Annotated in this window: 15 protein-coding genes; 7 read left to right on the top strand and 8 right to left on the bottom strand. The window is 69.5% G+C overall.

Annotation, left to right across the window (positions count from 1 at the left end):
* The 3 genes from BJ998_RS29190 to BJ998_RS29180 all read right to left on the bottom strand — a co-directional run bounded on the left by BJ998_RS29190 (nucleotide 1) and on the right by BJ998_RS29180 (nucleotide 3,078).
* Nucleotides 1-1,902, bottom strand: coding sequence for a fumarate reductase/succinate dehydrogenase flavoprotein subunit (locus BJ998_RS29190; RefSeq protein WP_184866557.1), 1,902 nt, complete (start codon nucleotides 1,900-1,902; stop codon nucleotides 1-3).
* A 27-nt stretch (nucleotides 1,903-1,929) separates the two neighbouring features.
* On the bottom strand, nucleotides 1,930-2,718 hold the full coding sequence (gene sdhC / locus BJ998_RS29185) for a succinate dehydrogenase subunit SdhC (RefSeq protein WP_184866556.1): 789 nt from the start codon (nucleotides 2,716-2,718) through the stop codon (nucleotides 1,930-1,932).
* Nucleotides 2,719-2,787: 69 nt separating this feature from the next.
* Nucleotides 2,788-3,078: an Rv0250c family protein gene (locus tag BJ998_RS29180; protein ID WP_184866555.1), complete on the bottom strand. Its 291-nt coding sequence runs from the start codon at nucleotides 3,076-3,078 to the stop codon at nucleotides 2,788-2,790.
* A 371-nt stretch (nucleotides 3,079-3,449) separates the two neighbouring features.
* On the opposite strand from BJ998_RS29180, the gene edd reads away from it, so the two are divergent.
* From edd to BJ998_RS46655, 6 genes are all read left to right on the top strand, one after another.
* Nucleotides 3,450-5,303 carry a phosphogluconate dehydratase gene (edd, locus tag BJ998_RS29175; RefSeq protein ID WP_184866554.1) on the top strand — a complete coding sequence of 618 codons (1,854 nt, stop codon included), beginning with the start codon at nucleotides 3,450-3,452 and terminating at the stop codon, nucleotides 5,301-5,303.
* 8 nt (nucleotides 5,304-5,311) lie between these two features.
* A complete protein-coding gene (gene eda, locus BJ998_RS29170) occupies nucleotides 5,312-5,947 on the top strand; it encodes a bifunctional 4-hydroxy-2-oxoglutarate aldolase/2-dehydro-3-deoxy-phosphogluconate aldolase (protein WP_184866553.1) in 636 nt (211 codons plus the stop codon).
* 249 nt (nucleotides 5,948-6,196) lie between these two features.
* Nucleotides 6,197-7,879: a PQQ-dependent sugar dehydrogenase gene (locus BJ998_RS29165; RefSeq protein ID WP_221338160.1), complete on the top strand. Its 1,683-nt coding sequence runs from the start codon at nucleotides 6,197-6,199 to the stop codon at nucleotides 7,877-7,879.
* Between the two features lie 186 nt (nucleotides 7,880-8,065).
* Entirely contained in the window at nucleotides 8,066-10,024 is a 1,959-nt protein-coding gene (locus BJ998_RS29160; protein WP_312890386.1) for a PEP/pyruvate-binding domain-containing protein, read from the top strand.
* Entirely contained in the window at nucleotides 10,021-11,436 is a 1,416-nt protein-coding gene (locus BJ998_RS29155; protein ID WP_184866552.1) for an MFS transporter, read from the top strand. The genes BJ998_RS29160 and BJ998_RS29155 overlap by 4 nt, the downstream gene beginning before the upstream one ends.
* A gap of 193 nt (nucleotides 11,437-11,629) precedes the next feature.
* The gene (locus tag BJ998_RS46655; protein ID WP_221338159.1) at nucleotides 11,630-13,006 is read left to right on the top strand and encodes an MFS transporter; all 1,377 of its coding nucleotides are present in this window, start codon (nucleotides 11,630-11,632) and stop codon (nucleotides 13,004-13,006) included.
* Here the strand turns inward: BJ998_RS46655 and BJ998_RS29145 are convergent.
* Both BJ998_RS29145 and BJ998_RS29140 read right to left on the bottom strand, forming a co-directional pair.
* Complete coding sequence (locus tag BJ998_RS29145) at nucleotides 12,963-13,619, bottom strand: HAD family hydrolase (protein WP_184866551.1); 657 nt, start codon at nucleotides 13,617-13,619, stop codon at nucleotides 12,963-12,965. The genes BJ998_RS46655 and BJ998_RS29145 overlap by 44 nt on opposite strands.
* 4 nt (nucleotides 13,620-13,623) lie before the next feature.
* A complete protein-coding gene (locus BJ998_RS29140) occupies nucleotides 13,624-14,037 on the bottom strand; it encodes a hypothetical protein (protein WP_184866550.1) in 414 nt (137 codons plus the stop codon).
* 103 nt (nucleotides 14,038-14,140) lie between these two features.
* On the opposite strand from BJ998_RS29140, the gene BJ998_RS29135 reads away from it, so the two are divergent.
* Nucleotides 14,141-14,329, top strand: coding sequence for a hypothetical protein (locus tag BJ998_RS29135; RefSeq protein WP_184866549.1), 189 nt, complete (start codon nucleotides 14,141-14,143; stop codon nucleotides 14,327-14,329).
* 296 nt (nucleotides 14,330-14,625) lie between these two features.
* Here the strand turns inward: BJ998_RS29135 and BJ998_RS29130 are convergent, their stop codons facing one another.
* From BJ998_RS29130 to BJ998_RS29120, 3 genes are all read right to left on the bottom strand, one after another.
* Entirely contained in the window at nucleotides 14,626-15,168 is a 543-nt protein-coding gene (locus BJ998_RS29130; protein ID WP_312890385.1) for a regulatory protein RecX, read from the bottom strand.
* A 4-nt stretch (nucleotides 15,169-15,172) separates the two neighbouring features.
* On the bottom strand, nucleotides 15,173-16,213 hold the full coding sequence (gene recA, locus BJ998_RS29125) for a recombinase RecA (RefSeq protein WP_184866548.1): 1,041 nt from the start codon (nucleotides 16,211-16,213) through the stop codon (nucleotides 15,173-15,175).
* Nucleotides 16,214-16,379: 166 nt separating this feature from the next.
* Nucleotides 16,380-16,574, bottom strand: coding sequence for a DUF3046 domain-containing protein (locus BJ998_RS29120; protein ID WP_184866547.1), 195 nt, complete (start codon nucleotides 16,572-16,574; stop codon nucleotides 16,380-16,382).
* Nucleotides 16,575-16,654: the final 80 nt, after the last annotated feature.

The following is a 16,654-nucleotide window of genomic DNA, read 5'->3' as shown; positions in this document are numbered from 1 at the left end:
TCAGCTCTCCTTCGCGGGGATGTCGGCGAGCTCGCCGGGGGTGAAGTACTTCGCCAGCTCCGTGTACTCGAACAGGCCCAACAGGTCGGGCCGCAGCGGGATCTGGTCCTTCGGCGTCACGTCCACGCCGTCGCCGCTGGCGGTGCACACCAGCAGCTGCCTGCGCCATTCGGCGTCCATCCCGGGGTGGTCCTCCCGGGTGTGCCCGCCACGGCTCTCGGTGCGCAGCAGCGCCGCCTTGGCCACGCATTCGCTGACCAGCAGCATGTTGCGCAGGTCGAGCGCGAGGTGCCAGCCCGGGTTGAACTGCCGGTGGCCCTCGACCACGATGTTGCGCGCCCGCTGCTTGAGCTCCTCCAGCTGCACCAGCGCCTGCTCCACCTCGCCGCCGCGGCGGATGATGCCGACCAGGTCGTTCATCGTCTGCTGCAGCTGGGTGTGCACGCTGTACGGGTTCTCCTGCGCGCCGGCCTCGCCGCCCTCGAACACGGCCACCGCCCGCCGGGACGCCGCGTCCACGTCGGACTCGGAGATGACGGGGGTCTTGTCAGCGAGCCCGTCGACGTACGCCGCCGCGCCGGCGCCGGCCCGCCGGCCGAACACCAGCAGGTCGGACAGCGAGTTGCCGCCCAGCCGGTTGGAGCCGTGCATGCCGCCGGCCACCTCGCCGGCCGCGAACAGGCCGGGCACGCTGGAGGCCGCGGTGTCCGGCTCGACCTCGACGCCACCCATCACGTAGTGGCAGGTCGGGCCGACCTCCATCGGCTCCTTCGTGATGTCGACGTCGGCCAGCTCCTTGAACTGGTGGTGCATCGACGGCAGCCGCCGGATGATCTCCTCGGCCGGCAGCCGGGACGAGACGTCCAGGAACACGCCGCCGTGGGGCGATCCCCGGCCGGCCTTCACCTCGGAGTTGATCGCCCGGGCCACCTCGTCCCGGGGCAGCAGCTCCGGCGGGCGCCGGTTGTTGCCCTGGTCGGTGTACCAGCGGTCGGCCTCTTCCTCGTTGTCCGCGTACTTGTCCTTGAAGACGTCCGGGATGTAGTCGAACATGAAGCGCTTGCCGTCGCTGTTGCGCAGCACGCCGCCGTCGCCGCGGACCGACTCGGTGACCAGGATGCCCTTCACGGACGGCGGCCAGACCATGCCGGTCGGGTGGAACTGGACGAACTCCATGTTGATCAGCGACGCCCCCGCGCGCAGGGCGAGCGCGTGCCCGTCGCCGGTGTACTCCCAGGAGTTCGACGTCACCTTGAACGACTTGCCGATGCCGCCGGTGGCCAGCACCACCGCGGGCGCGCCGAACAGCACGAACCGGCCGCTCTCCCGCCAGTAGCCGAACGCGCCCGAGATGCGGTCGCCGTCCAGCAGCAGCTCGGTGACGGTGCACTCGGCGAACACCTTGAGCCGGGACTCGTAGTCGCCGGTCTCGGCCTTGTCCTCCTGCTGCAGCGACACGATCTTCTGCTGCAGGCTGCGGATCAGCTCCAGCCCGGTGCGGTCGCCGACGTGCGCCAGCCGCGGGTACTCGTGCCCGCCGAAGTTGCGCTGGCTGATCCGGCCGTCCTTGGTGCGGTCGAACAGCGCGCCGTAGGTCTCCAGCTCCCAGACCCGGTCCGGGGCCTCCTTGGCGTGCAGCTCGGCCATCCGCCAGTTGTTCAGGAACTTGCCGCCGCGCATGGTGTCGCGGAAGTGCACCTGCCAGTTGTCGTTGCTGTTGACGTTGCCCATGGAGGCGGCGATGCCGCCCTCGGCCATCACCGTGTGGGCCTTGCCGAACAACGACTTGCACACCACGGCGACGCGCTTGCCCTGCTGCCGGGCCTCGATGGCCGCCCGCAGGCCCGCGCCGCCCGCGCCGATGACCACGACGTCGTAGTCGTGGCGTTCCAACTCGGTCATGAACGCTCCACTATTGCGTTGTCGGGCTCAGAAGAACCGGAGGTCGGAGATGGCGCCGCCGGCGACGAGCGCGACATAGAGGTCGGCGAGCGCGACCCCGATCAGCGAGGCCCAGGCGAAGAACATGTGCCTGGTGTTGAGCTTGGACACGAACGTCCACGCCCTGTAGCGCACCGGGTGCTTGGAGAAGTGCGTCAGCCGCCCGCCCATCACGTGCCGGCAGGAGTGGCAGGACAGCGAGTACAGCCACAGCAGCGCCGCGTTGGCGAGCAGCACCAGGGTGCCCAGGCCCATGTGCCCCCACGCGCCGGTCGAGTCGCGGAACCCGAGCACGGCGTCGTAGGTGAGGATCACGTTGAAGATCAGGCCGATGTAGAAGAAGTACCGGTGCACGTTGTTGAGCACCAACGGGAACCGGCGCTCACCGGTGTACTTGCCGTGCGGCTCGGCGACCGCGCAGGCCGGCGGCGAGGACCAGAAGCCGCGGTAGTAGGCCTTGCGGTAGTAGTAGCAGGTCAGCCGGAAGCCGAGCGGGAAGATCAGGATGATCAGCGCCGGGGAGAGCTTCCACCAGTCGCCGAAGATCGCGATCTCGCCGGAGCCCGGCACACAGCTGGTGGCCAGGCACGGCGAGTAGAACGGCGAGATGTACGGGGCCGAGTAGTAGTCGGCGTTCGCGAACGCGCGGATGGTCGCGTAGATGATGAACGCGACGAGCACAACGACCGTGACGGCGGGCTGGACCCACCACCGGTCGGTGCGCAATGTGCGCGCGGAAATCTGCGCCCGACCCGGGGCAGTGGTGCCAGCCGTCATGAAGACCTCTTCGCCTCTTTGCGATGAAGTTGTGGGTCGAGCGCCTGGTTCACTCGGCTCGGCCGCGGGTCACCCGCGGTGGGCCTGGTAGCCGCCGACCCCCTCGTCGTCAGCACCATGCCATAGCGCCGGATCGTAGGGTGTGTCGGGGACCACAACGACCTCCATCGGCGTCGCCGCACGCGGAGCCGGCGTCGGCCGGGACTGGCCGAGGTCCTCGGCGTCGATGTCCAACCGCTCCAGGTCGTTGACCAGGCGCTTCACCACCGTCGCGTCGCCGTACTGGGCCTCCAACGCGGTGATGCACTGCCGAAGCTGTCCGATGGCTCGCCGCAGGTTCGCGATCTCCGAAGTGGGCATCTCGGCACCTCCCAAAGCTTGATCAGGCGTCAACGTGTTCGGCGCCACACCGCGCCCTCTCATTGCACTCTGCCTGAACCACAGGCCTGTGACAAGTGCCACACGCGATCTTGACAAGCAAGTCCGCACGCCAGTTCTGCCAGCGTCGGCGCCCCGTCGCGCGACCAGGCGCGGATCATGGGAGGGGACCAGCAAACGACTAGAGAAGTGGCGAAAGTCACCGTGACTAGGCATTTCACTGAATCGGTTTTGATTCCCTCGGGGGACATCACCTAGTGTGGGACCCGTCACGTTGCCCGTGAAGCGACGCCAGTGCCGTCGTCCAGCCGGGCCGCAAGGGCGGCCCGTGAGCAGGACAGGAGTTGTCGGCTATGGCGATTCACCCCGTGGTTGCCCAGGTCACAGCGCGGATCGCGACACGAAGTGAGCGCACCCGCACCGAGTACTTACAGCGGATGCGGGCCGCCGCGAGCGATCGGCCCGCACGCGCCGGCATGGCGTGCAGCAACCTCGCGCACGGCTTCGCCGCGTGCGCCGGCGAGGACCGGCTGGCGGTGAAGGGCCTGACCAAGCCCGGCGTCGCGATCATCTCCTCGTACAACGACCTGCTGTCGGCCCACCAGCCGCTGCACGAGTACCCGGCGTGGCTGAAGGACTCGGTGCGCGCGGCCGGCGGCGTCGCCCAGTTCGCCGGCGGCGTGCCCGCCATGTGCGACGGCATCACCCAGGGCCAGCCCGGCATGGAGCTGTCCCTGTTCAGCCGCGAGGTCATCGCCATGGCCACCGGCATCGCCCTGTCGCACGAGATGTTCGACGCCTCGCTGCTGCTCGGCGTCTGCGACAAGATCGTGCCCGGCCTGCTGATCGGCGCGCTGGCCTTCGGCCACCTGCCGGCCGTGCTGGTGCCGGCCGGCCCGATGTCCTCGGGGCTGCCGAACAAGGAGAAGGCCCGGATCCGGCAGCTCTACGCCGAGGGCAAGGCCACCCGCGAGGAGCTGCTGGAGGCCGAGTCGGCGTCCTACCACGGCCCCGGCACGTGCACCTTCTACGGCACGGCCAACTCCAACCAGATGGTCGTCGAGGTGATGGGCCTGCACCTGCCCGGCGCCAGCTTCGTGCCGCCGAACACGCCGCTGCGCAAGGCGCTGACCGAGGAGGCCGGGCGTCGCGTCGTCGGGCTGGCCCGGTCGGTGTCGCTGGCCGAGATCGTCGACGTGAAGGCCGTCGTCAACGGCGTCGTGGCGCTGCTGGCCACCGGCGGGTCCACCAACCTCACGCTGCACCTGCCGGCGATCGCCGCCGCCGCCGGCATCCAGCTGGGCTGGGACGACTTCGCCGACCTGTCCGCCGTCGTGCCGCTGATGGCCCGCGTCTACCCGAACGGCAGCGCCGACATCAACCACTTCCAGGCCGCCGGCGGCGTGCCGTTCCTCGTCGGCGAGCTGCTCGACGCCGGGCTGCTGCACCCGGACGTGAACACCGTCGCCGGGCCGGGGCTGGACCGCTACCGGCAGGAGCCGTTCCTCTCCGACGGCGAGTTGGTGTGGCGGGACGGCCCCACGGAGAGCCTGGATGCGGCCGTGCTGCGGCCGGCCTCGGACCCGTTCTCCGCCGACGGCGGGCTGCGCATGCTGGCCGGCAACCTCGGCCGCGCCGTGATCAAGGTGTCGGCCGTCGCCCCGGAACACCGGGTCGTGCAGGCGCCCGCGCGGGTGTTCACGACACAGGAGGCGTTCACCGCGGCCTTCAAGGCCGGCGAGCTGAACCGGGACGTGGTCGTGGTCGTGCGCAACCAGGGTCCCCAGGCCAACGGCATGCCCGAGCTGCACAAGCTCACCGCGGCGCTGGGCGTGCTGATGGACCGCGGGCACCGGATCGCGCTCGTCACCGACGGCCGGATGTCCGGCGCGTCCGGCAAGATCCCCGCCGCCATCCAGCTGACTCCGGAGGCCGCGACCGGGGGACCGCTGGCGCGGGTCCGTGACGGGGACGTCATCCGGCTCGACGCCAACCGTGGCAGCATCGAGGTGTTCGTCGACGACGCCGAGCTGTCGGGGCGGCGGCTGGTGGACGGGCCGCCGCACGAGCAGGAGTGGATGGGCACCGGGCGGGAGCTGTTCGGGGCGCTGCGCCGCGCCATCGGCCCCGCCGACGAGGGCGCGAGCGTGTTCGGCAGCACGCTGACCCCGGACAAGTTCGCCGTCCCCGTGACGACCTGGAAGTGAGGACTGCAATGACCACCCCTGGGACCTCGCCGGCCGAGCTGCTGGAACTGTCCCCCGTGATGCCCGTTGTCGTGCTGGACGACGTGGAGCACGCCGTGCCGGTGGCGCAGGCGCTGCTGCGCGGCGGCATCCGGGTGATCGAGGTGACGCTGCGGACGCCGGTCGCGCTGGCGGCCATCGAGCGGATCGCCGCCTCGGTGCCGGAGTTGGTGGTCGGCGCGGGCACCGTCACCGCTCCCGGGCACGCCAAGCAGGCTCTGGACGCCGGCGCGCGGTTCATCGTCACCCCCGGCAGCACGGATGCGCTGCTGGACGCCGTTGCCGCCACCGGGCTGCCGTACCTGCCGGGCGTGAGCACCGTGGCCGAGGCGATGCGGGCGGCCGAGCGGGGTTGCACCGTGCTGAAGTTCTTCCCCGCCGAGGCCGCCGGTGGCGTGCCGTACCTGAAGTCGGTGTACGGCCCGTTGCCGGGGCTGCGCTTCTGCCCCACCGGTGGGATCACCGTCGAGTCGGCGCCGAAGTACCTGGCGCTGCCCAACGTCGGCTGCGTCGGCGGTTCGTGGCTCACGCCCAAGGACGCCCTCGCCGCCGGGGACTGGAAGCGCGTGGAGGACCTGGCCGCCGCAGCCGCCGCCCTCCGCTGATCCCCCGCGAGTCACGCTCTCAGACACACCGAATGCAGGTTTCCGGCAGATCTGAGCCCTGCGGCTCAGATCTGCCCCGTTCCTGCATTCGGTGTGCCCCACAGCGCGACTCGCCGATCACACAATCGGTTCCGCCGCACGTGAGGGTCACTCGTCGTAGGCTTCCGCGCACCGGCGGTTGACCGGGCTGCAACTTTATGAAAACGTTTGTGGCCCGCCGCCGCGATACCGAACCAGTGGGAGGTATCCGTGGCACCACGCACACGGCGGTCGCTGGCCGTGGCCGGCGCCCTGCTTGCCGGCGCACTCGCCGCCGGGCTCACGATGACGGCCGTGCCGGCCGCCCTGGCGTCGACGCAGGCGCCGGCGGCGGTGCCGACACCGCCGAAGAACCTCAAGGCCGCCAACATCACCGAGACCTCGGTCGACCTGAGCTGGGGCGCGTCGACGAGCAGCGTCGGCCTGGCCGGGTACGACATCTACCACGACGGCCAGCTGACCAAGTCCGTCGACGGCAAGACGCTCAAGGCGACCGTCACCGGCCTCAACCAGAACACGAGCTACGGCTTCTACGTCAACGCCCGCGACACCAAGGGCGGCGTCTCCCAGGCCAGCAACACCGTCCAGGTGACGACCAAGAAGTCCAGCGACAACACGCCCCCGAGCGCGCCGACCGACCTCAAGGTCACCGGCACCACGGCGAACTCCATCTCCCTGGCATGGACGAAGTCGACCGACAACGTCGGCGTCACCGGCTACACCGTTCTTGAGGGTTCCTCACAGGTGGGCCTGTCGACCACGAACTCGTTCACCGTGCAGGGTCTCGCGCCGAACTCCTCGCACACCTACACCGTCACGGCGCGCGACGCGGCCGGCAACGTGTCCAAGCCGAGCGGCAAGGTCACCGGCAAGACCTCCGGCACCGGCGGTGGCGGCGGCACCACGCCCGGCCAGGTCACCAAGGTCACCGACGACAAGGACGTGCCCTGGGGTCTGGTGACGCTGCCGGACGGCACGATCCTGTTCACCGAGCGGGACACCCACAACCTCGTGCACCTGGACCCGAAGACCGGCACGAAGACCACCGCCGGCACGGTTCCCGGCGTGTCCGGAACCAACGGCGAGGGCGGGCTGCTCGGCCTGGAGATCTCGCCGACGTTCAAGTCCGACAACTGGATCTACGTCTACTTCACGACGTCGTCGGACAACCGGATCGCCCGTTTCAAGTACACCGGCGGAAAGCTCGACACCGGCAGCCAGCAGGTGCTGCTGAAGGGCATTCTGCGCAACCAGTTCCACAACGGCGGCCGGCTGCGCTTCGGGCCCGACGGCAAGCTGTACGCCGGCGTCGGTGACGGCCAGAACGGCAACAACGCGCAGAACCTCGACTCCCTCAACGGAAAGATCCTGCGGCTCAACCCGGACGGCAGCGTCCCGTCGGACAACCCGTTCCCCGGAAAGTACGTCTGGAGCTACGGCCACCGCAACGTCGAGGGCCTGGCCTTCGACTCGCAGGGCCGGCTGTGGGAGGCCGAGCTCGGCAACTCCGTGATGGACGAGCTGAACCTGATCCAGAAGGGCGGCAACTACGGCTGGCCGTCGTGCGAGGGCACTTCGGGCAGCGGCTGCGGCAACTCCAAGTTCGTCAAGCCGGTCCAGACCTGGCCGGTGTCCAGCGCCTCGCCCAGCGGCCTCGCGATCGTGCACGACACGCTGTTCATGGCGGCGCTGCGCGGCGAACGGCTGTACCGCATGGAGATCAACGGCAACAGCACCAGCAAGCCGGTGGCGTACTTCGACGGCACCTACGGCCGGCTGCGCACGGTCGAGCCGGCGCCGGACGGCGGTTTGTGGCTGACCAACTCCAGCGGTGACAAGGACAGCACCGGCAACAACAGCAAGGACGCGATCTTCCACGTGCAGCTGAACTAGCGGCGCGTCGGTGGCGGGAACGGGGGCCTCCCGGGCGGGTGGGGTCCCCGTTTCTCGTGTTCCCGGAAGTTGGTATGTACGGCCTATTTATCGACGAAATTCGAGCATTGCCCCCGTTTCCACGGCGGATCCCTTTCGTCCCGCGTGGTAGGTTCGCTCGCCGTTGACGAGACCTGGGGAGACGACGTGGATGCACCCGCACTGATCGATGCTCAGCTGACGATGACCGCCTTCACCCAGTTAGCCGGCCGACTCGGCGGCTATCCGTTCGTGAAGGTCGTCGTCGACCGGCCCGGCGGGCACATCCACTTCATCAACGACGCGCGGTATTCTTTCCACGCCGAGTACATCGCCGCCGAGATCCTCGGCATCTCGAAGGCCGAACTCGAAGCCGGCATCGATGATTTCAATCACAGCGTCTACCACGCCGAAGATCGGCGTTTCTATCTCGGCATCCTCGCCCTGCACACCACCGACGACCGGCGGATGCTGTCGCTGGAGACCGTCGAGGTGGACACCATGTCCGGCCCGATGCTGGCGTACTTCTACCTGGCCGTGCGGGCCGCGGTCGATCCGGCGCTGCCGGTTCTGGTGAAACCGGCCAATCACAGCCAGGAACAGCTGCTCGCGGAGATCCCCACCGCCGAGGTGCCGCGCATTCGCGCGCACGAACTGTTCTCCTCGGCCCGTTTCGTGCCGCTGAACGCCGGTTCCGCGCACGGCCGGCTGCGCGCTTTCCGCACCGAGGACGACTACCTCGCCGCGGCGGATTCCCTCGAGTGGTACGACATCATCGTCATGCATCGGGTGCCGGACGACGTGCCGCGGCTGGCCGGCATCGTCAACGCCGACCACACCACCCCGTTGTCCCACACCAATGTGCTGGCCTCGGGCTGGCAGGTGCCCAATGCCGTGCAGCTGGGCATTTTCGACCGCATCGATGCCGAGCAGCTGAACGGCCGATGGGTCCGCTACGAGGTCGACCCGGCCGCCGACGAGATCACCCTGACGCCGACCGAGGACGCCGTCGACGTCAGCCGCAAGCCGGCCTGGTACGCGCAGCGGATCGTGTTGGAGGAGCCGGAATCCCAGACGTCCCCGATCACCAGTCTGGACCGGCTGCGGCTGCACGACCGGCACCGCTACGGCACCAAGGCCGCCAATCTCGGCGAGCTGCACCATGTTCTCGCCAACGGGTCGGGCCGGCTGCTGGGCTTCTACCAGGTCCGCCGGCCGCCGCGCGAGAACCTGTTGCCGTACCTGGCAAAGCTGTTGGAGGTGCCGGTCGACGCGGACCTCAACGACGCCGCCATTCGGCTGCTGCGCGACAACATCGCCGTGCCGAGGGGAATCGCGCTGCCGTTCTCGGTGCAGCGGCGGTTCCTGGAGTCGTCCCCGCGTGTGCAGCAGTCCATCGGCAAGCTGAAGATGGCCTTGGAACTGGACGTTCCGGACGTCGACCGGCTCTGTCTCGAGCTGCAACGGCTCATTCGCGGCACCCGGATTCCCGACGACCTGCGCGAGGCCGTGGACAGCGCCCTGGTGTCGGAGCTCGGCGGCGTGCGCACCTTCGTGGTCCGCAGCTCGTCGAACGCCGAGGACCTGGCCGGATTCTCCGCCGCCGGCATCTACGAGTCGATCAACCACGTGACCACCGCCGACCGGATCTTCGCCTCCATCAAGGAGGTCTGGGCATCGCTGGTGTCGCCGCGCAGTGTGCGGCTGCGCCAGCAGGCCGGCATCTCGCTGGACGACAGCTACATGGGCGTCATCGTTCAGGAACAGGTCGACGGCGCCATCGGCGGCGTCATGGTGACCACCAACCCGTTGAACCGCAACGATTTCCGGAACGTGTACGTGAACGTGTCGGTGAACTCCGTGACCGAGGTCGTGTCCGGCGCCGAGCTGCCGATCCAGTACCTCTACAGCACCGTCGAGGGCGATGGCCGTACCGTCTCGCTCGGCGACGCTCCATCGGACCTGGATGTCGCTACGCGCCAACAGCTTCAGCGCCTCGCCATCGCCGGCAGGTTGCTGCAGGCCCACTTCTCGCCCGACTACACGTTCGACTCTCCCGTCGACGTGGAGTGGATCGCCGACGAGAAGCGCATCACCATCGTCCAACTCCGCCCCTACAGCGCGTGAGCGCCCGGGTCGCGCCCGCCGTGCGGCGGGCGGTGTGGCTGAGCTACACCTTCCAGTTCTTCTTCGGTCTGCTGCTGTGGCTGCCCGTGTTCTACGAGTACCAGCGGCAGATCGGCCTGTCCGACGAGCAGATCTTCGGCATCCAGAGCATCTACTACATCGCCTTCTGCCTGCTGGAGATCCCCACCGGCATGGTCGCCGACCGCTTCGACTACCGGCACTGCCTGGTGGCCGGCGGCGTCGTCCTCATCGCCGCCAACCTCACACCGGTGTTCTTGGCCTCCTACACCGGCTTTCTCGTCCACTTCCTGCTCATCGCCCTCGCCCGCTCCCTCGTCTCCGGCGCCGCCAGCGCGTACCTGTACGAGTACATGCATTCCGCCGGTGCCGGCGAGGCCTATCCCCAGGCCGAGGGCTACGGCCGGTCCTACAGCCTCATCGGCAAGGTCGTCTGCTGGCCCGTGGTGGGCCTGCTCATGCAGTGGAACATGCCGTCGCCGTACTGGCTCAGCGCCTGCAACGCCGCCATAGCCGTCTTCGCGGCCGTGGCCCTGCCCGCAATCCCGGGCCGCTCCGCCGCTTCAGCCGCCAGCCCCGGCCACTCGGCCGCTCAATCCACCAACCCTGGTCACCAGGGCCACTCGGCCGCTCCACCCACCGACCCCGTTCGCCCCGGCCACTCCGCCGCCCTGCCCGTCAACCCCGACCCTTCCGATCGCCTCACCGCGTCCAACGCTCCTGGCGGCTCCGACGATCCCGCTCCGGACCAGTCCGGCCGACCCGCCCGTCCCCCCATCTCGGTCGCCCTCCGCGGCGCTTTCGCCCAGATGCGCTCCTCGCGGCTCCTGGTGCTGCTCATGGTTCAGGGTGTAGCCATCTTCACCCTCGCCCGGATCTGTTCCGTCAACCTCTTCCAGCCCATCCTCGACAGCAAGAACACTCCCGTTGTCCTCTACGGCGTCGTCATGGCCCTGATGACCGTCTTCGAGGCCCTCGGCGCCGCCCGGCCCAACTGGCTCCGCAACCGCATCAGCGACGTGCGATCGGTCTTCCTCCTCACCGTCGCCATGGCCGTCACCCTCGCCCTCGCCGGTCTCCTCGGCATCGCCGGCTCCGTCATCGCGCTCTGCGTCTTCTCCCTCGCCTGCGGTCTCTCCTTCCCCATCCAGCGGGCCCTGCTCAACGCCGCCATCACCGATTCCCGTTACCGCGCAACGCTGTTGTCCATCGAGTCCATCATCGACCGTGCCGTCTGCGCCCTGGTCGCCCTCGCCCTGGGCTCCTACCTCGCGGCCGGCAACCTCACCGGCTTCCTGGTCCAGACCGCCATCGTCACCTGCGTGGTGATGGTCGTGATCGGCATCCTGATCAAGGCCGTCCGACGACGAACGGAGGCCACCACCGCAGCCTGACCACCTCACCCGACAGCCATCGCCGGCATACCGACCTCCGAGCGGAGCCGCCACCCCGTCCCGCCGATCACGATCGGCGCGCCGACCAAGGCAGCCCGACCACGAGCAGACGCCGCCACCGTGACCCGACAATCACGATCGGCCTTCCGATCAAGACGGCGCGGCGGCGGGCGGATGCCGCTACCGTGGGCTGATGTTCCGCTCGGTGCTGGCGGTCGCGGACTTCCGCTGGTTGTGGGCCGGCGAGGCGCTGTCCCAGGCCGGCGACCAGTTGGCCCGGGTCGCCCTCGCCGTGCTGGTCTTCCAGCGGACCTCGTCCCCCGCACTCACCGCCCTGTCCTACGCCCTCACCTTCGTGCCGACCCTGGTCGGCGGCGCCCTGCTCGGCTGGGTCGCCGACCAGGTGGCCCGGCGGACCGTCATGGTCGCGTGCGACGTCGCCCGAGCACTCCTCGTCGCCGCCATGGCCATCCCCGGCATGCCCCTGCCCGCCCTCTACCTCCTGCTCATCGCCGTCACCCTCCTCGGCGGCCCCTTCCGCGCCGCCCAACAGGCCCTGCTCCCGGACATCCTTTCCGGCGAGCTCTACGTCTCCGCCCTGGCCCTGCGCGGCATGACCATCCAGACCGCCCAACTGGCCGGCTTCGCCTGCGGCGGTGTCCTGGTCGCCGCGCTGACCCCGTACTGGGCCCTTGCCGTCAACGCCGCCACCTTCCTGGCATCGGCGGTGTCGGTCCGCTCCGGCGTCAACCACCCAGCCGCCGTCTCATCGCCTACGTCTTGGTCCTCGCCGGCAGAACGATCGTCCGCACCCAGCCCGACAACCGTGCCGCCACTCACGTCCCGGCTCCCAGCGGCGAAATCACCCTCCACGCCCCAACTCCCGGCCACGGGTGCGACGCACGCATCCCAATCCCCAGCGGCGAAATCGCGGTCCGCTCGGTCGTCGGCTGGTGGGTCGGTGCTAGCGGGGGTCCGCGTTGTGTTCGGCGACCGTGCGGTGCGGGCGTTGGCGGTGTTGAGTTGGCTGGCCGGTTTCTACGTGGTGCCGGAGGGACTGGCGGCGCCGTATGCGGCGGCGATCGGGACGGGAACGGTCGGGGTCGGCCTGCTGATGGCGGCGGATCCGGCGGGGTCGGTGGTCGGGGCCTTCGTGTTCGCTCGGTGGGTTCCGGAGCGAATTCGGCCGCGCGTGCTCGGATTGCTAGCGGTGCTAGCGGGCCTGCCGCTGCTCGTGTGCGCGGTGCAGCCGGGGTTGCTCGTTTCGCTAGCAGCGCTAGGGGTTTCGGGTGCGCTGGCGCAGGCGTACCAGACGCAGGACACCGCCTCGCTGGCGCGAGCCGTGCCGAGCGCGGGGCGGGCGCAGGTGATGGGCATCGTGGTGAGCGGCCTCGTCACCGTGCAGGGCGTCGGCGTGATGGTCGCGGGCGTTCTCGCGGACGTGATCGGGACGCCGCTGACCATCGGTCTCGCGGGCCTCGGCGGCATCGCGGTCGGCGTGCCGGCTGCCCTGTCATGGCGCCGCGCTATGCGTCGATCAGCGCCAGAGCTTCCGGAATCGAGTCGGTGACCGGCACTCCCGCCGTCGTCAGCCGCGATCGCGGCATCATGCCCGTCGTCACCAGCACGCACTGGGCCCCGACCTGCGCCGCCGCCTCGGCGTCATCCACGACGTCGCCGATCAGGACGACGTCCGCCGGGTCCAGGTCCTGCGCCTTCAGGTGCTCGACCAGGTGCGTCGCCTTGGAGCCGCCCATGTTGTAGCCGCGCAGGCCATCCACCCGGTTGAACAGGTCGGTCAGGCTCAGTTTTCCGATCAGCGGCACCAACTCGTCGTGGAACCACATCGACAGCAGCGACTGTGTCCGTCCCGCGTCCCGCCACTGGTGCAGCAGGTCCGGCACGCCCGCCGCCAGGCCACACGTCTCCAGCTCCAGCCGGTACGCGTCGTGGTAGTGCCGGTCGATGACGTCCCAGTCCGCTTCCGTGAGCGCCTGGCCCAGCACCTTCTCGTAGCACGCCAGGATCGGCCGGCTGAACACCTCACGCCACTCGTCCAGCGTCACCGCCGCCCGCCCGTACTGCGCGCACACGGAGTTAACAGCCGCTAACACCGCGTGGTTGTCGTTCAGGAGCGTGCCGTTCCAATCCCACACCACATGCCGTGCGCGCAGCTTTGTCACGCGGTCAGCCTACGTAATACGTCGCCACGTACGACGCCCACAGCACCACAAAGCCCGTTGCTCCGGCCGCCGTGGCCGCCAGCCGCCCCTTCCGCCGACGGACGGAGGCGACCAGCTCGTACCCGCCGTACCCGAGGAAGCCGATGATCCCCGCCAGCAACACGATCGTCGCCGCGGGGCTGCGCGCCCAGCCCCAGGAGACCAGTGCACCGACCACCGCCAGCAGACCCACCGCCAGCAGCGTGAAGAGCGCCTCTCCGACGATCTCGAGGATCAGCTCCCTGAAGAACTCCGCCACCGCCCGCGTCGCCGCCACGATCGCCCCACCCAGCCGTCTCGGCCACCGCCGCCACGGCTGCCGCGCGTCGCGGCGGAGCAGCCGGAGTTCACGGCGGGCCATCGCCCGCGGGTCGGACATGTGTCCAGCTTCCCTCATCCCTCCGAGTGAAGTCCGGGACTTTCACCGAACCGATCCGTGGTGGCGCTGAGCACATTCGGCCGCTGCCGCGTAGATGAACGACATGAGCAGCGACGACCCTGACACCATCCGCTTCCACCGCTTCGTGCCGCCCGAGGAGGGCGACGAGATCGAGGCGCAGGCCCGCTTCTTCGGCGTGACCGTGGACCAGATGATCCAGGACTCGGAGACCATGACCATGATGCGCGGCGGCCGCCATCAGGCCATGCACGAGTTCCGCTGGCAGCGCTGACCAGTCCGAACCGCACCGACCCACCACTGACGTCACCTCGCGGCCGGCCCGCTCGGCGCTCCCGCCCGTGGTTCTGCCTCGGCGCCGACCCAGCCGGCCCGCCGCACCCCGTCCTGTCGGCGCTCGGCGTGCGCCGACACTCGACGTGCACTCACGGCAGTGCCGGCCATCGGCGTGGCCTGCCGAACCGATGTCGCCCGGGCATCGCGCGCCACAGCCGGACTCCGCCGCGACCGCTGATCGCACCGACCCCGTCCAGGGTCCGGAATGCCGAGCCCGGTCCGACCGGTCACCGATCAGAAGTCGTCCTCCGGGATGCCCGATGTGCCGTCCCGGCTCAGTTCCTCGCGGACGACCCGGATGGCCATGCCTTCGGCGTAACCCTTGCGGGCGAGCACGCCGACCAGCCGGCGGAGCTTGGTGGTGTCGTCGACACGGGCCACCGAGGGTAGCTTGCGGCGGACGAGTTCGCGGGCCCGTTCGAGCTCGCTGTCCTCGCCGACGGTGGCGGCCGCCTGAGCGGCTACCGAGTCGTCGACGCCCTTGCGACGGAGCTCGTTGACCAGCGCACGGCGGGACAGGCCCTTGTGATTGTGCCGAGAGGCGACCCACTCGTGGGCGAACGCCTCGTCGTCGATCAGGCCGGCCCGGTCCAGGCGGCCGAGCACCAACTCGGCCACCTCCTCCTCGACTTCCTTGCGCGCCATGGCCTGCCGCAGTTCCGTACGGGACCGGGCCCGCACGCTCAGCAGCCGCACGCAGAGATCCTGCGCCCGGCGCACCTCCGGCGCGTCACGCACCGCCGGGGTCTCGCCGGACGCCTCCTCCCGCTCCGTCACCGGCTCAGAAGTCGACCGGCGCCGGCGCGTCCTCCGCGTCCAGCTTGGCGCCGATGCCGAGCTTCTCCTTGATCTTCTTCTCGATCTCGTTGGCCACGTCCGGGTTCTCCAGCAGGAACTTGCGGGCGTTCTCCTTGCCCTGCCCCAGCTGGTCGCCCTCGTACGTGTACCAGGCGCCGGACTTGCGCAGGATGCCCTGCTCCACGCCCATGTCGATGAGCGAGCCCTCGCGGCTGATGCCGTGGCCGTACAGGATGTCGAACTCGGCCTGCTTGAACGGCGGGGCCACCTTGTTCTTGACGACCTTGACGCGGGTCCGGTTGCCGACCGCGTCGCCGCTGTCCTTGAGCGTCTCGATGCGGCGCACGTCCAGGCGCACCGAGGCGTAGAACTTCAGCGCCTTGCCACCGGTCGTGGTCTCCGGCGAGCCGAACATGACGCCGATCTTCTCGCGCAGCTGGTTGATGAAGATCGCGGTGGTGCCCGAGTTGTTGAGCGCGCTGGTCATCTTGCGCAGCGCCTGGCTCATCAGGCGGGCCTGCAGGCCGACGTGGTTGTCGCCCATCTCGCCCTCGATCTCGGCCCGCGGCACCAGGGCGGCCACCGAGTCGATCACCAGGATGTCCAGCGCGCCCGAGCGGACCAGCATGTCCGCGATCTCCAGCGCCTGCTCACCGGTGTCCGGCTGGGAGACCAGCAGGCCGTCGGTGTCCACGCCCAGCGCCTTCGCGTAGTCCGGGTCCAGCGCGTGCTCGGCGTCGATGAACGCGGCGATGCCGCCGTTGCGCTGCGCGTTGGCCACCGCGTGCAGCGCGACCGTCGTCTTACCGGAGGACTCCGGGCCGTAGATCTCGATGACCCGGCCGCGCGGCAGGCCGCCGATACCCAGCGCCACGTCGAGCGAGATGGAGCCGGTCGGGATCACCTCGATGGGCGCCCGGCCCTCCTGGCCCAGGCGCATCACCGAGCCCTTGCCGAAGTTCTTGTCGATCTGGGCCAGGGCCAGTTCGAGCGCCTTGTCCTTGTCCGGTGCTGCTGGTGCCATGGGAAGTCCACCTCTGTCTGTCTGGCCGGCCCGCTTGCCCAGGGCCCGCCGCCGGGTTGTCGTCACCGAGGACGCTACGGGGAGGGTCTGACAATTTCGGCGACCCGCGGATCCCCAGGCTAGCCGAACACCTGTTCGAGGGAAAACCGACACGCCGTCCGCACCGTCAGCGCCGCTCGACCGGGACGTCGAACGCCTCGCACACCGCCCGCCAGATGGTCCTCGCCGGCACGCCGGCCTCGAGCGCCTGGTCCACGGTCAGCCCGTCGAGCTCGGAAAACACGTGGTCGCGGGCGATCATCTCGGACCGGACCCGACCGAACTCCTCGGCCATCAGGGCCCGGAAGACAGTGATACGCATCGTGGTCAACCCTACGCCGACAGCAAATTGCAGAAAGTGGGGACCGAGGGCTTCCCTGCCCCCGGAAACACGCTATCCTT

The organism is Kutzneria kofuensis, from assembly GCF_014203355.1.
Taxonomy (GTDB): Bacteria; Actinomycetota; Actinomycetes; order Mycobacteriales; family Pseudonocardiaceae; genus Kutzneria; species Kutzneria kofuensis.
The sequence above is the reverse complement of the archived record's forward strand: the minus strand, read 5'-3'. Positions and strand labels throughout refer to the sequence as shown.